Below are 15,822 nucleotides of genomic sequence, written 5' to 3' on the forward strand. Positions count from 1 at the left end.
GCACCTGAATCGCCGCTCCTCGCGGCGGGATCGCTTTACAAACCCTATTGACCCTGCATTTTATGGGATTCAAGTCCGATAAATTGCACCATAGATGTGCGGAAATGCTGGATCAAGGCGGCGGCACAATTGACTGGGACGACTTCCGTTTCGTGCTTGCCATCGTGCGCGGCGGGTCGGTTTCGGCTGCCGCCAAGCAGCTCGGCGTCGATCATGCCACAGTGATCCGCCGTGTCGACCGGCTGGAGCGCCACCTCTCCGCAAAACTGTTTGATCGGCGCAAGACCGGCTATCTGCTGACCGAGGCCGGCCAGCGCGTCGCCGACAGCGCGGAGGCGATGGAATCCACCATCGTCGCCAACCAGGAGGCGATCGGCGGCTCGCGCGCCCACCTCACCGGCACGGTGCGGATCGGCGCGCCCGACGGCTTCGGCAGCCACTTTTTGGCCTCGCGGCTGGTCAAGTTCACCGAGCGGTATCCCGATCTCGATCTGCAGCTCGTCGCCACCGCGCGGCTGTTCTCGCTCTCCAAGCGCGAGGCCGACATCGCGATCAGCCTGACCATGCCGAAGGAAGGCCGCATCGTCGGCCGCAAGCTCCTGGACTACACGCTCGGGCTTTATGCCGCACCCGCCTATCTCGCCCAGGCGCCGGCAATTGCTGCGCGCGCCGACCTGCCGCGGCATCGGTGCGTCGGCTATATCGAGGAGCTCTTGTTCACGCCGGAGCTCGACTATCTGCCGCAGGTCTCGCCAAAGATCTCGGCGAAATTCCGCAGCGCCAATCTGATCGCGCAGCTCAACGCCACCATCGCCGGCTTCGGCATCGCCGTGCTGCCGCACTTCATGGCAACGGCCCACCCCGAGTTGCAGCCGGTGCTGCCGGACGAGGTGCGGATCTCCCGCACCTTCTGGCTGCTGATGCACGCCGACAGCAAGGACCTCGCCCGCATCCGCGCGGTGGCGGACTACATCTACGAGACCGTGGAAGCCGAGCGCGCGCTTTTTGGCGGGGTGTGAGGCGGACACCGTGTTATTCCCGTCATCCTGAGGAGCGCGTAGCGCGTCTCGAAGGATGCACGGCCCGGCTGGTGGCCGTCGACCCTCCGAGACGCGCGCGATGCGCGCTCCTCAGGGTGACGGATCGAGTATTAGGCGCGCTGCACCAGTTGGCGCTCTAAGCGCTAATTCACCTTCTTCTTCGCCGGTGCCTTGGCCGCGGCGGCGCGCCCCAGCACCGCCTCGCGGCCCGCGCTCAGGATCTCGTCGGACATTTCGCCGCTGCCGGCGATGCGCGACATTACTATGGTGCCCATCATGGTCGCCAGCGTCGCCATCGCCTGCTTGCGGGCGGTCTTGCGCGGCACGTCGATGATCTGGTCGGCCATCATGTCGATCATCTGGTCGAGCTTGAGGGCAAACGCCTTGCGGGTCTTCGGGCTCTCGCGGGCGATCTCGGCGCCGAGCGCCGGGATCGCGCAGCCCTGGCCGGGATCGTCGCGGTGCACCGCCGAAAGATAGCCGTCGATGATGGTCGAAAGTCGCTTCTCCGGCGGCGTGTCCGCGGCGACCTTGCGCCAGCGCTCGATGGCGCGGTCCATCGCGTAGCTGAAGGCCTCGATCACCAGCGCCTCGCGCGAGTCGAAATGCGCGTAGAAGCCGCCATGGGTCAGGCCGGCGTCCTTCATCAGGTCGGCGACGCCGATACCGTGGGCGCCCCGCTCGCGCAGCCGCGTCGCGGCCTTCTTGACGATCCGCGCGTGGGTCTCCTGCTTGTGTTCTTTCGAATAGCGCATACCGGTCTCATGGAATGTTTCTAATCATATAATAGCAGATTTGCGGCCGGAGTGCTGCAGTTATTTCGCCTTGTCGGCCACTTTCGGTTCCCCGCCGAGCATCGAAAACATCGCGGTCGCGTGCACCGCAAGATTGCCCTTGCCGTCGCGGACGAAGCCCTCGGTGTAACTGGTTTGGCGCCCGAGCTTGATCACCTTGCCTTCGGCGCTGATGGTGCCCGACCGTGCCGACAGCGGCCGCCGATAGGTCAGCTTGAGGTCGAGCGTCACCGAAGTCTGCCCCGCCGGCAGCATGGTCGAGATCGCACAGCCCATCGCGGTATCGAGCAGCGCCGCGGCGGTGGCGCCGTGCAGCAGGCCGATGGTGTTTTCCAGGCTCTCATGCGGCTCGAGTTCCATCACGATGCGCCCCTGCTCGACCACGGCCATGCGGAAGCCGATCAGCTTGGCCATCGGCGGCGGCGGCAACCGGCCGTCGCGGATCGCGCGCATCGCCTCGATCCCGGACATCGGCAGCGCCGCTTTCGCCACCGGTCCGGGCGCCTGCCATTCCACCACGCGGGTGCGCGTTAGATCGGGCGAACGAAGATCGATGCTTTCGGCGGCGGTCATGACGGCTCCATTTATATGACGCATATAATTCTATAGATCCGCATCCCTCGGCGCAACCGCCGCACCCGGTCCCTTGACAGAGCCATGCTTTGTCCGGGACATGGCGCAAGTCATTCCGGGGCGACGCAAGCACCAGACCCGGAATCTCGAGATTCCGGGTCTGGTGCTTGCGCACCATCCCGAAATGACTTGTCGATCCATTCCTGCGCCGGGGCTTTTCCATGGACATGCTCAATCCCCACTGCGGCATCGCCCGCGACGACAGAGGCGTCGTCCGCCTCACCATCTGCAACGCCGGCAAGCTGAACATCGTGAGTTCCGCGGTCACCAACGGCGTGCGCGAGGGTTTTGAGCATCTGGCCGCCGATCCGAGCATCCGCGCGGTGATCCTGGCCGGCGAAAGCGAGCGCAGCATGATCGGCGGCGCCGACATCAAGGAAATGGCGACGCTCGACCAGACATCCGCCGAAGCATTCATCAGCCGGCTGCGCGACCTCTGCGAGGCCGTGCGCAAATTCCCGGCGCCGGTGATCGCCCGCCTGCCCGGCTGGTGCCTCGGCGGCGGCCTCGAGGTCGCGGCCGCCTGCGACGTCCGCGTTGCCGCACATGACGCGATGTTCGGCATGCCCGAGGTGCGCGTCGGCATCCCCTCGGTGATCCACGCCGCGCTGCTGCCGCGCCTGATCGGCTGGGGCCGCGCCCGCTGGCTGATGATGACCGCGGAGAACCTCGACGCCCAAACCGCGCTCGCCTGGGGCCTGGTCGACACCGTGGCAAAGCCCGGCGGCCTCGACGACGCCGTCGAGCACACCGTCAAGGCGCTGCTGGAATGCGGCCCCGAGGCGCTACGCATCCAGAAGGACCTGCTGCGGCAATGGGAAGAGCTGCCGCTGACCGAGTCGGTGAACCTCAGCGTCGGCGTGTTCGGAAAGTCGTTTCAGACCGGCGAGCCGCAGCGCCTGCTGCAGGGATTTTTAGATCGCAAGCGGTAGCGGTTCAGCACCTGTGGCCCGCGTGAGCGCCGCAACATGTCATCTGTAGCCCGCATGAGCGAAGCGACATGCGGGGCCGGATGCCCCGGATATCGTTTCGCTCATCCGGGCGACGCTTGCTGCGTCCTCGCCACACATTCGCCGATGCGTCGATCGGCCAGAGGCCGGGCTACCACCAGCGGCTAGCTCGAGACCGGGATCTCGATCAGCACCAGCGTGCCGCGGCCTGGTTCGCTTTCCAGCGCGATCCGGCCGCTGAGCGACGACACCACGGTATTGAAGGCGATGTGCAACCCGAGCCCGATATTGCCCCGCTCCCGCCCGGTGGTGAAAAACGGATCGAACACGCGGGCCTGCAAATCCTCGCGGATGCCGACGCCTTGGTCGGCGCAGGCGATCCGGGCCAGCGCCTGATCCGGCTGCGTCACCGTCATGGTGAAGCGTCCGCCGCGGCCGTCGGGATAAGCGTGCGCCGCCGCGTTGAACGCCAGGTTGCTGATCACCTGCGCCAGCGCGCCGGGATAGCTGTTCAGAACGATGCCTTGCGGGCAGTCGAGTTCGACGATCAATCCCTGACGGGACAGCAGCGGCCCGAGCTTTGCGATCAGCTCGGACAGCCATCCGCCCAGCTCGAACGTGTGACGCTCTTCGTCGGCCTGATGGATGGCGACTTGCTTGAAGCTGTGCACCATCTCGGATGCCCGATGCAGGTTTTCCGAGGTCAGTCGAAGGCCGTTCTCGATCCGTGCAATGCCCCTTGTCAGGTCGGAGCGCCGGACAGCGGTGCCGTTCAGCGCCTCGCCCATCGCGCGAAGGTCCGCCTCCATCGTCGTCGACGTGGTCAGCGCCAGGCCAAGCGGTGTGCTGACCTCGTGTGCGACACCGGCGACGAGCTGCCCGAGCGAGGCCAGCTTCTCGGCCTGCACGAGGTGCGATTGCGTCGCGTGCAAATCGCGCAACGAGGCTTCCGAGCGCTCCTTTTCCTGCTTGAGCGCCTGCGCCGTTCGAAACTGCTGGCGCGCGCGGAACTCGCGGGCGGCGACGGCGTAAAGCGACAACGCATAGGCATTGATGACGAGGGAATGATTGATGAAGCGCAAGCCCGGCGGCAGCGCAGGCCCGAGCGATTCAGCGATGCACAGGGCAATCCATGTCGTGAGACAGAACACCGCCAGTGGCCCGATCCGCAGCGGCAGCATGGTCGAGACGAACAGGATCACCATCATCACGCCGGGTGCCGCATAGGTGAATCCCGAGGGCAGCACGAGGTAGACGCTCGGCAGCACGCAGCCTGGAACGACGCAATAGACGAGGAAGATCGTCTCGGCCCACGGCTTCATCGCCGGCACCGAGAGCAAGGCGGTGAGCGGCAGCAGGACCAGCACGGCGACCCCGCCGCGGATCGCCAGCGTGGTCGCCACGACGTCGGGATAGAGCACCCAATCCCAGAACGCATATCCGGCATAGGTGAAGGCGCCGAGCAGCATCGCGACCTGCGTCCAGCCGATATTGCCCCGCACGTACTGGTCTACAAATCGGCGCTCCTCGACGATGTCGTCGAAGCGCAGTCCAAGGCGGGTCAAAAGACGGAGCATTACAATATCAAACGAAAAAGGCCTGGCACTGGAACTTGGCACTGGAAATGGGAGCGTCGAAAATGATCTACGACAGCTTGCCCGCGCTGTCGCGTCCTTTTGGCGCATCGGCGACCGCGGCGCGGCATCGCGCCGCGCCCCTCACCGGGCGTTGGCCGGGGCGTGGGTCGGCCAGAGATCGGCGCGCCAGTGCAGCGCGATTGCCAGCATGGCGATGAAGCCGGCGGCGGCGAGCAGCGTGCCGGTCGCGGTGTAGCCGATCAGGTCGATCGGGCTGCCGGCGGCGAGCAGCCCGAGCGGCAGGCCGTAGATCACCATCATGCGCACGCCCATGACGCGGCCGCGCAGATGCGCGCTGGCGTTGCGCATCAGCATCACGGCGGCCGAGATCATCGACATGCTCTGCGCGATGCCGGCGAGCAGCAGGCAGGCCATCGCGACCGGCATGGTCCGGAGCTCGACGAACACCAGCAGCATGGCGTACCAGGCGAGCGTCGCGCCGATCAGGAGCCGCGCGATGCGTACCCCGCCGGCCATGCTGAGCGTGATCGAGCCGATCAGCGAACCCACCGCAAAGCTTGCCGAGAGATAGCCGAGCCCGGTCTGGTCGGTATGGAAGATGTCGCGCGCGACATAGGGCAACAGGCCGTTGGTGAGCGGGAACGCCGTGAGGTTGGCGAGGAACGCGACGCAGAGCGCGGCGCGCATGCCCGGACCGCTCCAGGCATAGACGATGCCCTCCTTGAGGTCGCGCAGCAGCTTTGAACCCGGCGCGTCGCCGGAGGCGAGATCGGTCGTGCCATGCGACTTGGGGCGGCTCATGCAGAGCATCAGGATGGCGGCGACGAAATAGAAGCCGGCGATCCCGACATAGACATAGCCGATGCCGAGCGCCGCGAACAATCCGGCCCCGGTCAGGGCTCCTGCGATGCGCGCGGAGTCCTGCGTGGTGCGCGCCAGGCTGATGGCGCCGACCAGCTGCTCCGGCGGCATGATGTCGGCGAGCAGCGCGCCGCGCACGCCGAGATCCGACGGGCGGATCACGCCCATGATCGCGACGATGATCATGACGTTCAGCGGGGCGAGATGCCCGGTCAGCGCCAGCGTCATGATGGTGCCGGCGAGCGCCGTATAGGCAAAGCGCATCACGGCGAGGAGATCGCGGTGCCCCATGCGGTCGCCGATCATGCCGACGACCGGCGCGACCAGCGTGCCGACATATTGCAGCGACGCCAGCACGGTGAGCAGCAGCACCGAGCCGGTCTCGACCATGATGTACCAGCCGAGCACCAGCGTCTCGACCTCGAACGCCCAGGAGGTGAGCAGATCGGACGGCCATTGAAAGCGATAGCTGCGGATGCGAAATGGCGCGAGCGCGGAGGTCCGCGTGGTCCCGCTCAAGACGCGATGACGCGTGTCACGGCGTGTCCTGCCCTTTTTCCTTGTTCTTCTGGGTCTTGCTTCTTGGTCGTGCTTGCGGCGCTTTGAATTCGTCTCGAGTCGCTTGGGAGAACGCTCTGTTCCGTCAGCGTAGCGCCGAGTCGATTGGTGTCAATCGAGGCCGCCGCATGCGGCCATGCACGATGGTATCCGCAGCGACGTGATGGCGTAGCCTCGCGAATCGCAGGCCCTACATCGGCGGCGCGGCGCGCCGCAGCATGAAATGGGTGGGTATGAAGGCGAGCAGTGGCAGGCCGATCATCAGGCCGGCCAGCCACACCAGCGGCGGCACGAAGCCTTGCGCCGCCCTGTCGCTGGTGCCGAAGACGTAGTTGATGTTGACCGGGGTCATGCCCGGGTCCGACCGCGGTCCCGGCATCACAAAGTAGCAGATCAGCAGCAGCGCCCATGCCAGCACGCCCCAGGCGATCAGCGCGCGCTGGTCATAGCCGAGCCGCCAGACCAGGAACAGCAGCAGGAACGGCAGCCAGCCGTGGAAGCCCGACAGGAACCGCAGGAACAGCGACAGGTTCTGGTCGAACATGTAGTCGGTCATTCCGGTGAGCGAGCAGCCGGCGACATGGGCGAGAAAGTCGATTACCCAAAATGTTTGCGGCACAAGGAGTCCGACGGCGCACATCGAAATCAACAGCGCGCTCTCGGTCCAGACCCCGATCAAGGTGAGGATCAGGCAGACATCGCAGAAATACAGAAAGTTGGTCGGCCCGTAGCAGTAGGTGTACACCGGCACCAGGACAGCCATGAAGGCGCTGAAGCCGATCTTGACGGAGAGCGGAATGCGGGCGGACGGCTGCTCGACGGCGATCACGGACATTGCGGTGGGACCTTCCATTGCACAATCCACCAGCCCTAGCGCCGGATCGGTAAACAGACCCGTATTCCGCAACCTTGAATTGATCGGCGTCCGGGAATTCGGTTAACGCCAGCTCAGCGGCGCCGGTACAGTTTTAGCCGCCCGCGCGCGCGATGATCGTACTAGCATGTCTGTTCCGAAGCCGCGGAGGACGACATGAACGCCTTCGAAGTTTTCGCGATCTACCTGGCGCCCTTTGTAATCATCGCGATCGCAATCCGCCTGCTGATGCAGCGCCATGCCGTCGACCTGCCGGACGTGCAGAAACAAGCGGGCTCCGCGCCGAAGCGACGATTTCTGCTCGGCGCCTGGCGGTCGGATTAGGTCAGGTCGCAGACAAGCTCGGATGCGCCGCCGCCCAGCGAAAATTCTCAATCACTGATTTGCCCGACGGCGCAAGCGACGACCAAGCGAGTGTATGGTTTGTCTGTCTCACCCGATCGAGGGACGAATCGCGATCGTCACGAACGGTCGATATGCGGACACCTATTCGGTGTCGTCCCTGCCTAGTGCGCAATTGCGCACGGGAGCAGGGACCCATAACCACAGGCCGTCATTGTTGAGCGGCGCCCGAACGACGAGTCCCATTCACAATATCCGCTGCGGAGTATGGGTCCTGGCTTTCGCAGAGACGACGCCTGGGAAGCAACCGTGCGCTCTCATTCTCCCCGGCATCATCATGAATCGAGGACCATCCTCGTCGTCCTGGCGAAGGCCAGGACCCATTATCCCGAATGCGAATTGCCTCGCTATGCTGGGGCCGCTACCCTCCAACAGCACAAGTCGGTGGTTATTGGTCCTGGCTTTCGCCAGGACGACATTGGTGATGGCGGAACGATCCCATCCCCGACTCATGCGAACACGACATTTTGTCATGAGAGCCGCAGTTGCATTTTTTGCATTGCATCATATGATGACAATAATTCAATCAAATCCCTGGCCTTGAAGGGACTCCTGCCATGGCAACCAGCACCGATCCCGTCGTCATCCTCTCCGCCGCCCGCACCCCGCTCGGCCGCTTCATGGGCGAGCTCGCGCCGCTGCCGGCGCACAAGCTCGGCTCGCATGTGATCGGGGCGGCGCTCGAACGCGCGAAACTCGCGCCCGAGCGCATCGACGAGGTGTTCATGGGCAACGTGCTGCCCGCCGGTCAGGGGCAGGCCCCTGCCCGCCAGGCCGCGCGCGGCGCCAAACTGCCGGATGCCACCGGCGCCACCACCGTCAACAAGGTCTGCGGCTCCGGCATGAAGGCGACCATGCTGGCCCACGACATCATCAAGGCCGGCTCGGCCGAGATCGTGCTGTCCGGCGGCATGGAGAGCATGAGCAATGCGCCGTATCTGTTGCAGAAGGCGCGCGGCGGGTATCGCGCCGGCCACGACCGCATCATCGATCACATGATGATGGACGGGCTCGAGGACGCCTATGAGACCGGCCGCTCGATGGGCGATTTCGGCGAGGCGACCGCGGAGGCCTATCAGTTCACCCGCGCCGACCAGGACGCGTTCGCGATGGAGACGCTGAACCGTGCCCGCAAGGCGGTCGAGGGCGGCGCCTTCAAGGCCGAGATCGCGCCGATCACGCTCGCCGAGAAGGCCGGCCCGCGCATCGTTGCCAATGACGAGCACCCGCTGAAGGTCGATCCGGCAAAAATCCCCGGCCTGAAGCCGGCGTTCCGCGCGGGCGGCACCATCACGCCGGCCGCCTCCTCCGCCAATGCCGACGGCGCCGCAGCGCTGATCCTCAGCCGCCGCTCGCTCGCCGATCGCGATGGACTGCCTGTGCTGGCCGAGATCAAGGGCCACGCCACCCACAGCCAGGAGCCACAGTGGTTCACGACAGCGCCGATCCCGGCGATCAGAAAACTGCTCGACAAGGTCGGCTGGAGCGTCGGCGATGTCGACCTGTTCGAGATCAACGAGGCGTTTGCGGTGGTCGCGATGGCGGCGCAGCGCGATCTCGGCATTCCCAGGGACAGGCTGAACATCAACGGCGGCGCCTGCGCGCTCGGCCATCCGATCGGCGCCACCGGCGCGCGGCTGATCGTGACGCTGCTGCACGCGCTGGAGGCGCAGAACCTGAAGCGCGGCGTTGCCGCGCTGTGCATCGGCGGCGGCGAAGCCACCGCGATCGCCGTCGAGCGGGTCGCGCACTGATCCGGTATGTCGTCATTGCGAGCGAAGCGAAGCAATCCATCTCTTTTCACAAACCGAACGATGGATTGCTTCGTCGCTTCGCTCCTCGCAATGACAGTTAGTTATGAAAGGCGTCCGTGAGGCAGTACGACGGCCTGGCGCCTGAGTCCGAAAACGAGGGAACTATGGCATTTTAGCCATGGCTCCTCTGTGCCATATTGCGCATCACGCAAAGCTTTCACCGCAATCGATCCGGAACACAATGATCTCGAACTGGCTTGCTTCCGCCCTCGCCCGCCGCAACATCCACTACGGCTGGGTGATGGTGGCCGTGACTTTCCTTGCCGCCCTGATCTCCGCCGGCACCGTCGGCGCGCCCGGCGTGTTCATCGTGCCCCTGCAGAAGGAGTTCGGCTGGTCCACCGCCGAGATTTCCTCCGCGCTGTCGATCCGCTTCATCCTGTTCGGGCTGATGGCGCCGTTCGCCGCCGCGCTGATGAACCGCTACGGCCTGCGCAACGTGACGCTGGCGGCGCAGTTGATCGTGGTCTCCGGTCTATTGGCCTCGCTCGCCATGACCCAGGTCTGGCAGCTCATCCTGCTGTGGGGTGTCGTGATCGGAATTGGCACCGGGATGACGGCGCTGGTGCTCGGCGCGACCATCGCTGCGCGCTGGTTCGTGGCGCGGCGCGGCCTCGTGGTCGGGATCCTCACCGCAAGCGTCGCGACGGGACAGCTCGCCTTCCTGCCCCTCCTCGCGACACTGACCGAGCGCTACGGCTGGCGCGTCGCCCTTGGGCTGGTCTGCGTCATGCTCGGCGTCGCCGCCTTCGCCGTGCTGATGGTGATGCGCGACCGGCCGAGCGACGTCGGCCTGCGTCCGTTCGGCGACGAGGGCACCGCGCCGCTTCCCGCGCCGCCGCCGGCCAATGCGCCGATCGTGGCCGCCGCGCTCGGCACGCTGCGCGATTCCGCGAAATCCTCGGTGTTCTGGATCCTGTTCGCGACCTTCTTCGTCTGCGGCGCTTCCACGAACGGCCTGGTGCAGGTTCACCTGATCCCGATGTGCCTCGACTACGGTATCCCGCAGGTGCAGGCGGCAAGCCTGCTCGCCGCGATGGGGATCTTCGATTTCTTCGGCACCATCGTCTCGGGCTGGCTGTCGGACCGCTACGACAACCGCTATCTGCTGTTCTGGTATTACGGCCTGCGCGGCCTGTCGCTGCTGTTCCTGCCGTTCTCCGACTTCACGTTCTACGGGCTGTCGCTGTTCGCGATGTTCTATGGCCTCGACTGGATCGCGACGGTGCCGCCGACCGTGCGCCTCACCGCGCAGCGCTTCGGCGCCGAGCGTGCCAACCTGGTGTTCGGCTGGATCTTCGCCGGCCATCAGCTCGGCGCTGGCGCCGCCGCGTTCGGCGCCGGACTGTCGCGCACGATCTATCAGAGCTACCTGCCGGCGTTCTTCATTGCCGGCGCGCTGTGCATCTTTGCCGCGCTGATCGCTCTGGCGATCGCGCGGCCGCAGCCGAAATCGGTGGCGGAGCCGAAGCCGGTCGCGGCCTGAGGCCGCTTCCCGCGCGACGTGCGCCGGTCAGTACGACAGAATGGTGCGCATCCCGAACACCACGCTGTCCTTGATCCGATGCGTTTGCGTCGGATCGTTGGGATCGACGGCGCCGCCGCCGGGATGGGCGATGTATTGAAACATCGGCTGCATGGTGAAATTCGGGTTCACCACGTGCTGGTAGGTGATCTCGAGAATCGCCTCGTAGTCGCGGATCGGATACGGCGTGCCCGCGAAGATCTGGGTGTCGCGGTCGAGCGCACGCGCGGCGTCCGAAATCCTGGCATAGATCGCGGCGATGCCGAACCGATCGTCCGGATATGTCTCGCTGAAGCCGGTGAACAGGAAGCCGCCGTCGACATAGGTGCTGATCAGATTGCGGTCCGATGGGCTGACCGAGGCGCGCATGAAGAACGCCACGCCCTTGTCAGCGTCCGGCCTGGCGCGCGCAAGCAGCTGCTCGTAGACCATGAAGATGCCGTTGTCCCGCCGCAGCCATCGCGTGTCGCCGGAGCTGTCGGGATCAGCGAGCGACAGCCCGTCGGCCGAGAAGCGCTGGTCAGCAAACGAGCCCACGTGATACCAGGCGCCGCCGGTGATGGTCGCCGGCAGCCTGCTCTCGCCGATCTCGAACTTGTATTTGAGCTGGCCGATCCACCATGGCGGATCGTTGACCCGGAAATTCAGCCCGTGGGCGTTCAATATCTGCGGATCGTCCGTCCCCTGCGGCGGCGAAGCCGAGCCGTCGAACAGTGCCAGATAGGCGGTGATGCGATCGGACAGATTGGCCTTGAACCGGATGCCGGGCACGGCAAGTGGCGGCGACGGTCCGCCGGCCGGCAGAATGGTGCCGACAATGCCGGGCCAGCCGAGCGCCGAATTGATGAAGATGTCGTCGTACTGGCTGTCGATGAACTCGACGTCCGAGCCCTGCTGGCCGACGCGCACCGAGAGTTTGCCGCCGAGCAGCTTCTGCTCGATCCAGAATTCATAGAGCCGCATCGCCGGCAGCGACTCGACGCCGGACACCAGGAACAGGTTGCCGACATAGCTCCGCGACAGCCCGTCGCCGTGGATCTGGTACATGTTGGCGTGGAAGGTCGCGCCGGTCCAGCCCATCGCCTTCTCGAGGTCGATGGTGGTGCCGAGATCGAGACGGCCGGTATAGGCCGCGCCGTTGCTGACGCCGCCGGAGACGTTGGAAAACCCCTCACCGATATAGGTCAGGCTGAACTGGTAGCCGGCTTCCTCGAGCGCAGCCCGCGTATCCGCAATCCGGTCGGCGAAGGGCTGGTCCTCCGCATGCGCCGGCGCGCCGAGTGCGAGGCCCGCGGCCACCAACATCGCGGGGGAGAGAACTCTGTACATGGGAAATGCCGCGGTGCGATCGCGCTATTTGACGATGCCGAGCCGCCGCATCAGCAGATAGGCCAGCAGCGCCGACCCGGCCAACAGGCCTGCGGCCACCAGAAATCCGCTGTCGACGTCGGTCAGCGGCAATCCCTTGGTGTTCATGCCGAAGATGCCGGTGACGAGCGTCGGCGGCAGCAGCATCATGGTGACGACGGACAAGGCGTGGAGGTGCTTGTTGCTCTCCTCCTCGAGCTTGAAGCGCAGCTCTTCCTCGAGCAGGCGGCTGCGCTCGTGCAGTTCGACGATGTCGTGGTCGAGGCCGTCGAGCCGCTGCGCGAGCTTACCGGCCTGCAGCCGCAGCGCCGGGCTGAGATTGTCGGTGTTCTTCTGCTCGAGCCGGTGAAACAGCACGCGCAGGCCGGCGAGCTGGCGATGCAGTCGCACACAGGTGCGGCGCATCCGGCTCAGATTCTTGCGCAGCTCCGATCCGGTATCCTCGGCGAGCACCCGCTCCTCGATCGCATCGATATCGGTGCCGATCTTGTCCGCCATGCGGTCCATGGTATCGGCGATCTCGTCGACGATCTTCTCCAGCAGCGCCGCGACGCTGCCGACGCGATGGCCACCCTCGAGCACGCGGCGCGTCGCATCAGCGGAGCACAGCGCCTGATGGCGGCCGCTGACCAGGAGGCGTTCGGTCATCGCAAAGCGGAGAAAGCCGGTCTCCCGGGTCGCGGCGTCGATATCCCGCACCAGATCGGAAAACACGCCGTAGACGCAATTGTCGACGACGTGGATCTGCTGGAAATTGTCATTCGACAGCAAGAGGTCCCGCGCGAGCTGCGGGATGTGCATGTTGGCGAGCCATGCCCGGGTGCGGACGTCGGTCAGGTTGAAGTGCAGCCACAGCCTTCCGTCATGGCTCGGCTCGATCGGCGCATCGATCGGAAGCGCCTCGGCACGGCCGTCGTGATGCAGGCGGAACGCCCAGACCAGACCGGGGACCGCCTCACGGGTCAGCAGCGACCCGACCGGAGCGGGAGGTGGATCAGCCAGCATGGCCGCCCTCCAAGGCAATCGACAACGCAACCGCGCGAAATGACATGTTCAAAGCCTCGCCCACGCGCAACGCTGAGCAAGCGCGTCCCTTCGACGGAACATAGGAGGACGCGCCTGTTACAGTGTTATGTCAGCGACCGCCCTACTCCGCCGCAAGACCGGTCGGCGCCGCCGCCTCCGCGGCCTCCTTGTTGTAGTCATGCACGACGCGGCCGAACGGCAGCGTCAGATCGGCGAGGAAGTGGTGCGCGCCGACGACACGCTTGACCGGGAAATCGGCGACCGGTGCATTGACATGCGGCACCAAATGCAGCCGGCCCGGTCCGATCCAGGAGCCCTTGACGACGATGTCGGTCAGGTTGATCGCGACCAGCTGGCAGACCTCGAGATGCCCGTCGACGCCGGGGATCATCTTCAGCTTAACTTGCGTCTTCGACAGCGTGGCGCGGGTGACGTCGCCATTGCCCGCCATGCTCTCGTGCTTGTAGCCCATCGTGCCCATCGCAACGAGCTGGCCGGCATATTCCAGCGTGCCGGTCAGCGTGTCCTTGACGATCTCGAGCTTGGGATGAGCGTACTTCTTCGGAAAGCCCCAGATCTCACGGCCGGCCGCGATCGGCGGATCATCGTCGAGATACATCTGGCAGACGAAGTTGACCTCTTCGCCATGCAGGCGCGCGGGGATCACGAGGCCGGACTCGGTGTAGCTGCCGAAGCCGGAGCTGTCGGGCATCTTGATCCATTCGTAATGCACGAACGCCTGCTCGATCGGCTCCAGCGGCTCGGGCAGGCCGGCGCGGATCAACTCCGGATCGGTCTCATAGGTGATGACGAGGAATTCGCGATCGATGAAGCGATACGGACCGGCGGGATAGCTCGGGCCGGCGGCCGGCATCGACGGACGCTTGAGCAGATCTTCCCTGCGCATCGCAATAACCCCCTGTTTGAAAAATTTTCCCGGAAGCTAACGGCCGAGATTGACAGCGATGTGAGGAATTTCCGTCAGGCGCATGACCGCGGTTGCGCGTCGCGACCCGCGTCGCGTTGCCGAGGCCAATGCTAACCATGCAGGCAGGCATGCCGGATGCGCCGAGTGTGGGCGCCGCAATTGTCATCACGGCGTCATCGGCGCGCTGAATTCTCGCCGCGAATTTCTGGAGTGTCTGATATGGACGCGCGAACCCCGCATTTCGACGACATCGATCACGCGACGCCGGGCTGGCGTCCGGAACGCTGCGATCGCGTGGCCCTGGTCCTGCAGGGCGGCGGCGCACTCGGCGCCTATCAGGCTGGCGTCTATCAGGCGCTGCATGAATCCAACATCGAGCCCGACTGGGTGTGCGGCGTCTCGATCGGCGCGATCAACTCGGCGATCATCGCCGGCAATCCGCCCGAAAAGCGGCTGGAGCGGCTGCACACATTCTGGGATCGCATCACCAGCCGCAAGATCTGGCACTACACTCCGGACGGCGACGTCTTCCGCAAGGCGCGCAATTTCACCAGCTCATGGCTGACGACCACGCTCGGACAACCCGGCTTCTTCACCCCGCACCAGGCCAATCCGTGGTTCAGCGCGGCCGGCGCGCGCACCGCCACCAGCTACTACGACACCACGCCGCTGCGCGAGTCCTTGCTCGAGCTGGTTGATTTCGACCGCATCAATTCCAAGAAGATACGCTTCGCGGTCGGCGCAGTGAACGTGCTGTCCGGCAACTTCATCTATTTCGACAATGCCCATGACGAGATCATTCCCGAGCACATCATGGCGAGCGGCGCGCTGCCGCCGGCGCTGCCGATGGTGAAGGTCGGCACCGACCATTTCTGGGACGGCGGCATCGTGTCCAACACGCCGCTGCAGCATCTGCTCGGCCAGGAAGACAACATGAACTCGCTGGTGTTCCAGGTCGACCTGTTCTCGGCGCGCGGCGCGCTGCCGCGCGACATCCAGGACGTGATGGCCCGGCACAAGGACATCATGTATTCGTCGCGTACCCGCTACAACACCGACGTCTATCGCAAGACCTACAATCTGCGCACCGCCCTGCACAATGCGCTGGGGAAGATCCCCGACGATCAGCTGTCGGACGAGGAGCGCCAGCTCAAGAAGGCAAACGCCCGGCTGCCGGGCATCACGCTGTTGCAGCTGATCTATCAGCAAAAGGCCTATGAGGGCGACGCCAAGGACCACGAATTCTCCGGCACCTCGATGCGCGAGCACTGGGTGAGCGGGCACGAGGACACCAAGCGCTCGCTGAAGCGGCGCGAATGGATCAAGATGCCCGAGAACGGCATGGGCATCGTGATCCACGACGTGCATCGGGAGGCGGAGTAAATAAGGCCGTCATTGCCGGGCTTGACCCGGCAATCCATCCCGCTTCGGATGACTCATTCGATGGATGC

At 65.1% G+C, this 15,822-nt stretch carries 14 protein-coding genes; 6 read left to right on the top strand and 8 right to left on the bottom strand.

The genetic code is table 11. The features are described from left to right. Nucleotides 1-104 precede the first annotated feature (104 nt). On the top strand, nt 105-1,019 hold the full coding sequence (locus ACZBJS_RS02110) for a LysR family transcriptional regulator (protein ID WP_463438291.1): 915 nt from the start codon (nt 105-107) through the stop codon (nt 1,017-1,019). A gap of 164 nt (nt 1,020-1,183) precedes the next feature. On the opposite strand, the gene ACZBJS_RS02115 is transcribed toward ACZBJS_RS02110, so the two are convergent. Together ACZBJS_RS02115 and ACZBJS_RS02120 are read right to left on the bottom strand one after the other, a co-directional pair. After that, nucleotides 1,184-1,795, bottom strand: coding sequence for a TetR/AcrR family transcriptional regulator (locus tag ACZBJS_RS02115; protein WP_057019760.1), 612 nt, complete (start codon nt 1,793-1,795; stop codon nt 1,184-1,186). A 60-nt stretch (nt 1,796-1,855) separates the two neighbouring features. Beyond that, nucleotides 1,856-2,407 carry a PaaI family thioesterase gene (locus ACZBJS_RS02120; protein ID WP_463438292.1) on the bottom strand — a complete coding sequence of 184 codons (552 nt, stop codon included), beginning with the start codon at nt 2,405-2,407 and terminating at the stop codon, nt 1,856-1,858. Between the two features lie 221 nt (nt 2,408-2,628). Between ACZBJS_RS02120 and ACZBJS_RS02125 the strand changes: the two genes are divergently transcribed. Continuing rightward, on the top strand, nt 2,629-3,399 hold the full coding sequence (locus ACZBJS_RS02125) for an enoyl-CoA hydratase (protein WP_316396978.1): 771 nt from the start codon (nt 2,629-2,631) through the stop codon (nt 3,397-3,399). 182 nt (nt 3,400-3,581) lie between these two features. Here the strand turns inward: ACZBJS_RS02125 and ACZBJS_RS02130 are convergent, their stop codons facing one another. The 3 genes from ACZBJS_RS02130 to ACZBJS_RS02140 all read right to left on the bottom strand — a co-directional run bounded on the left by ACZBJS_RS02130 (nt 3,582) and on the right by ACZBJS_RS02140 (nt 7,287). Further along, complete coding sequence (locus tag ACZBJS_RS02130) at nt 3,582-4,994, bottom strand: sensor histidine kinase (protein ID WP_253587112.1); 1,413 nt, start codon at nt 4,992-4,994, stop codon at nt 3,582-3,584. A gap of 141 nt (nt 4,995-5,135) precedes the next feature. Further along, nucleotides 5,136-6,395 carry an MFS transporter gene (locus ACZBJS_RS02135; protein ID WP_463438293.1) on the bottom strand — a complete coding sequence of 420 codons (1,260 nt, stop codon included), beginning with the start codon at nt 6,393-6,395 and terminating at the stop codon, nt 5,136-5,138. A 229-nt stretch (nt 6,396-6,624) separates the two neighbouring features. After that, nucleotides 6,625-7,287 (bottom strand): hypothetical protein, encoded by a 663-nt coding sequence (locus ACZBJS_RS02140; RefSeq protein WP_316396979.1) that lies wholly within the window; start codon nt 7,285-7,287, stop codon nt 6,625-6,627. A gap of 177 nt (nt 7,288-7,464) precedes the next feature. Here ACZBJS_RS02140 and ACZBJS_RS02145 point away from each other — a divergent pair, with 177 nt between their 5' ends. The 3 genes from ACZBJS_RS02145 to ACZBJS_RS02155 all read left to right on the top strand — a co-directional run bounded on the left by ACZBJS_RS02145 (nt 7,465) and on the right by ACZBJS_RS02155 (nt 11,010). Beyond that, nucleotides 7,465-7,632, top strand: coding sequence for a hypothetical protein (locus ACZBJS_RS02145; RefSeq protein ID WP_168855689.1), 168 nt, complete (start codon nt 7,465-7,467; stop codon nt 7,630-7,632). A gap of 635 nt (nt 7,633-8,267) precedes the next feature. Next, nucleotides 8,268-9,464, top strand: a complete 1,197-nt coding sequence (locus ACZBJS_RS02150; RefSeq protein ID WP_253587115.1) for an acetyl-CoA C-acyltransferase — start codon at nt 8,268-8,270, stop codon at nt 9,462-9,464. A 241-nt stretch (nt 9,465-9,705) separates the two neighbouring features. Beyond that, nucleotides 9,706-11,010 carry an MFS transporter gene (locus tag ACZBJS_RS02155; RefSeq protein ID WP_168855690.1) on the top strand — a complete coding sequence of 435 codons (1,305 nt, stop codon included), beginning with the start codon at nt 9,706-9,708 and terminating at the stop codon, nt 11,008-11,010. 27 nt (nt 11,011-11,037) lie between these two features. On the opposite strand, the gene ACZBJS_RS02160 is transcribed toward ACZBJS_RS02155, so the two are convergent. From ACZBJS_RS02160 to ACZBJS_RS02170, 3 genes are all read right to left on the bottom strand, one after another. Next, nucleotides 11,038-12,378 carry a carbohydrate porin gene (locus ACZBJS_RS02160; RefSeq protein WP_463438294.1) on the bottom strand — a complete coding sequence of 447 codons (1,341 nt, stop codon included), beginning with the start codon at nt 12,376-12,378 and terminating at the stop codon, nt 11,038-11,040. Nucleotides 12,379-12,402: 24 nt separating this feature from the next. After that, nucleotides 12,403-13,422 (bottom strand): transporter, encoded by a 1,020-nt coding sequence (locus ACZBJS_RS02165; RefSeq protein ID WP_092085466.1) that lies wholly within the window; start codon nt 13,420-13,422, stop codon nt 12,403-12,405. Between the two features lie 142 nt (nt 13,423-13,564). Next, a complete protein-coding gene (locus ACZBJS_RS02170) occupies nt 13,565-14,350 on the bottom strand; it encodes an acetoacetate decarboxylase (protein ID WP_463438295.1) in 786 nt (261 codons plus the stop codon). 240 nt (nt 14,351-14,590) lie between these two features. Between ACZBJS_RS02170 and ACZBJS_RS02175 the strand changes: the two genes are divergently transcribed. Further along, on the top strand, nt 14,591-15,754 hold the full coding sequence (locus ACZBJS_RS02175) for a patatin-like phospholipase family protein (RefSeq protein ID WP_463438296.1): 1,164 nt from the start codon (nt 14,591-14,593) through the stop codon (nt 15,752-15,754). The last annotated feature ends 68 nt before the right edge of the window (nt 15,755-15,822 follow it).

It is taken from the genome of Bradyrhizobium sp. KZN70725 (assembly GCF_055264925.1).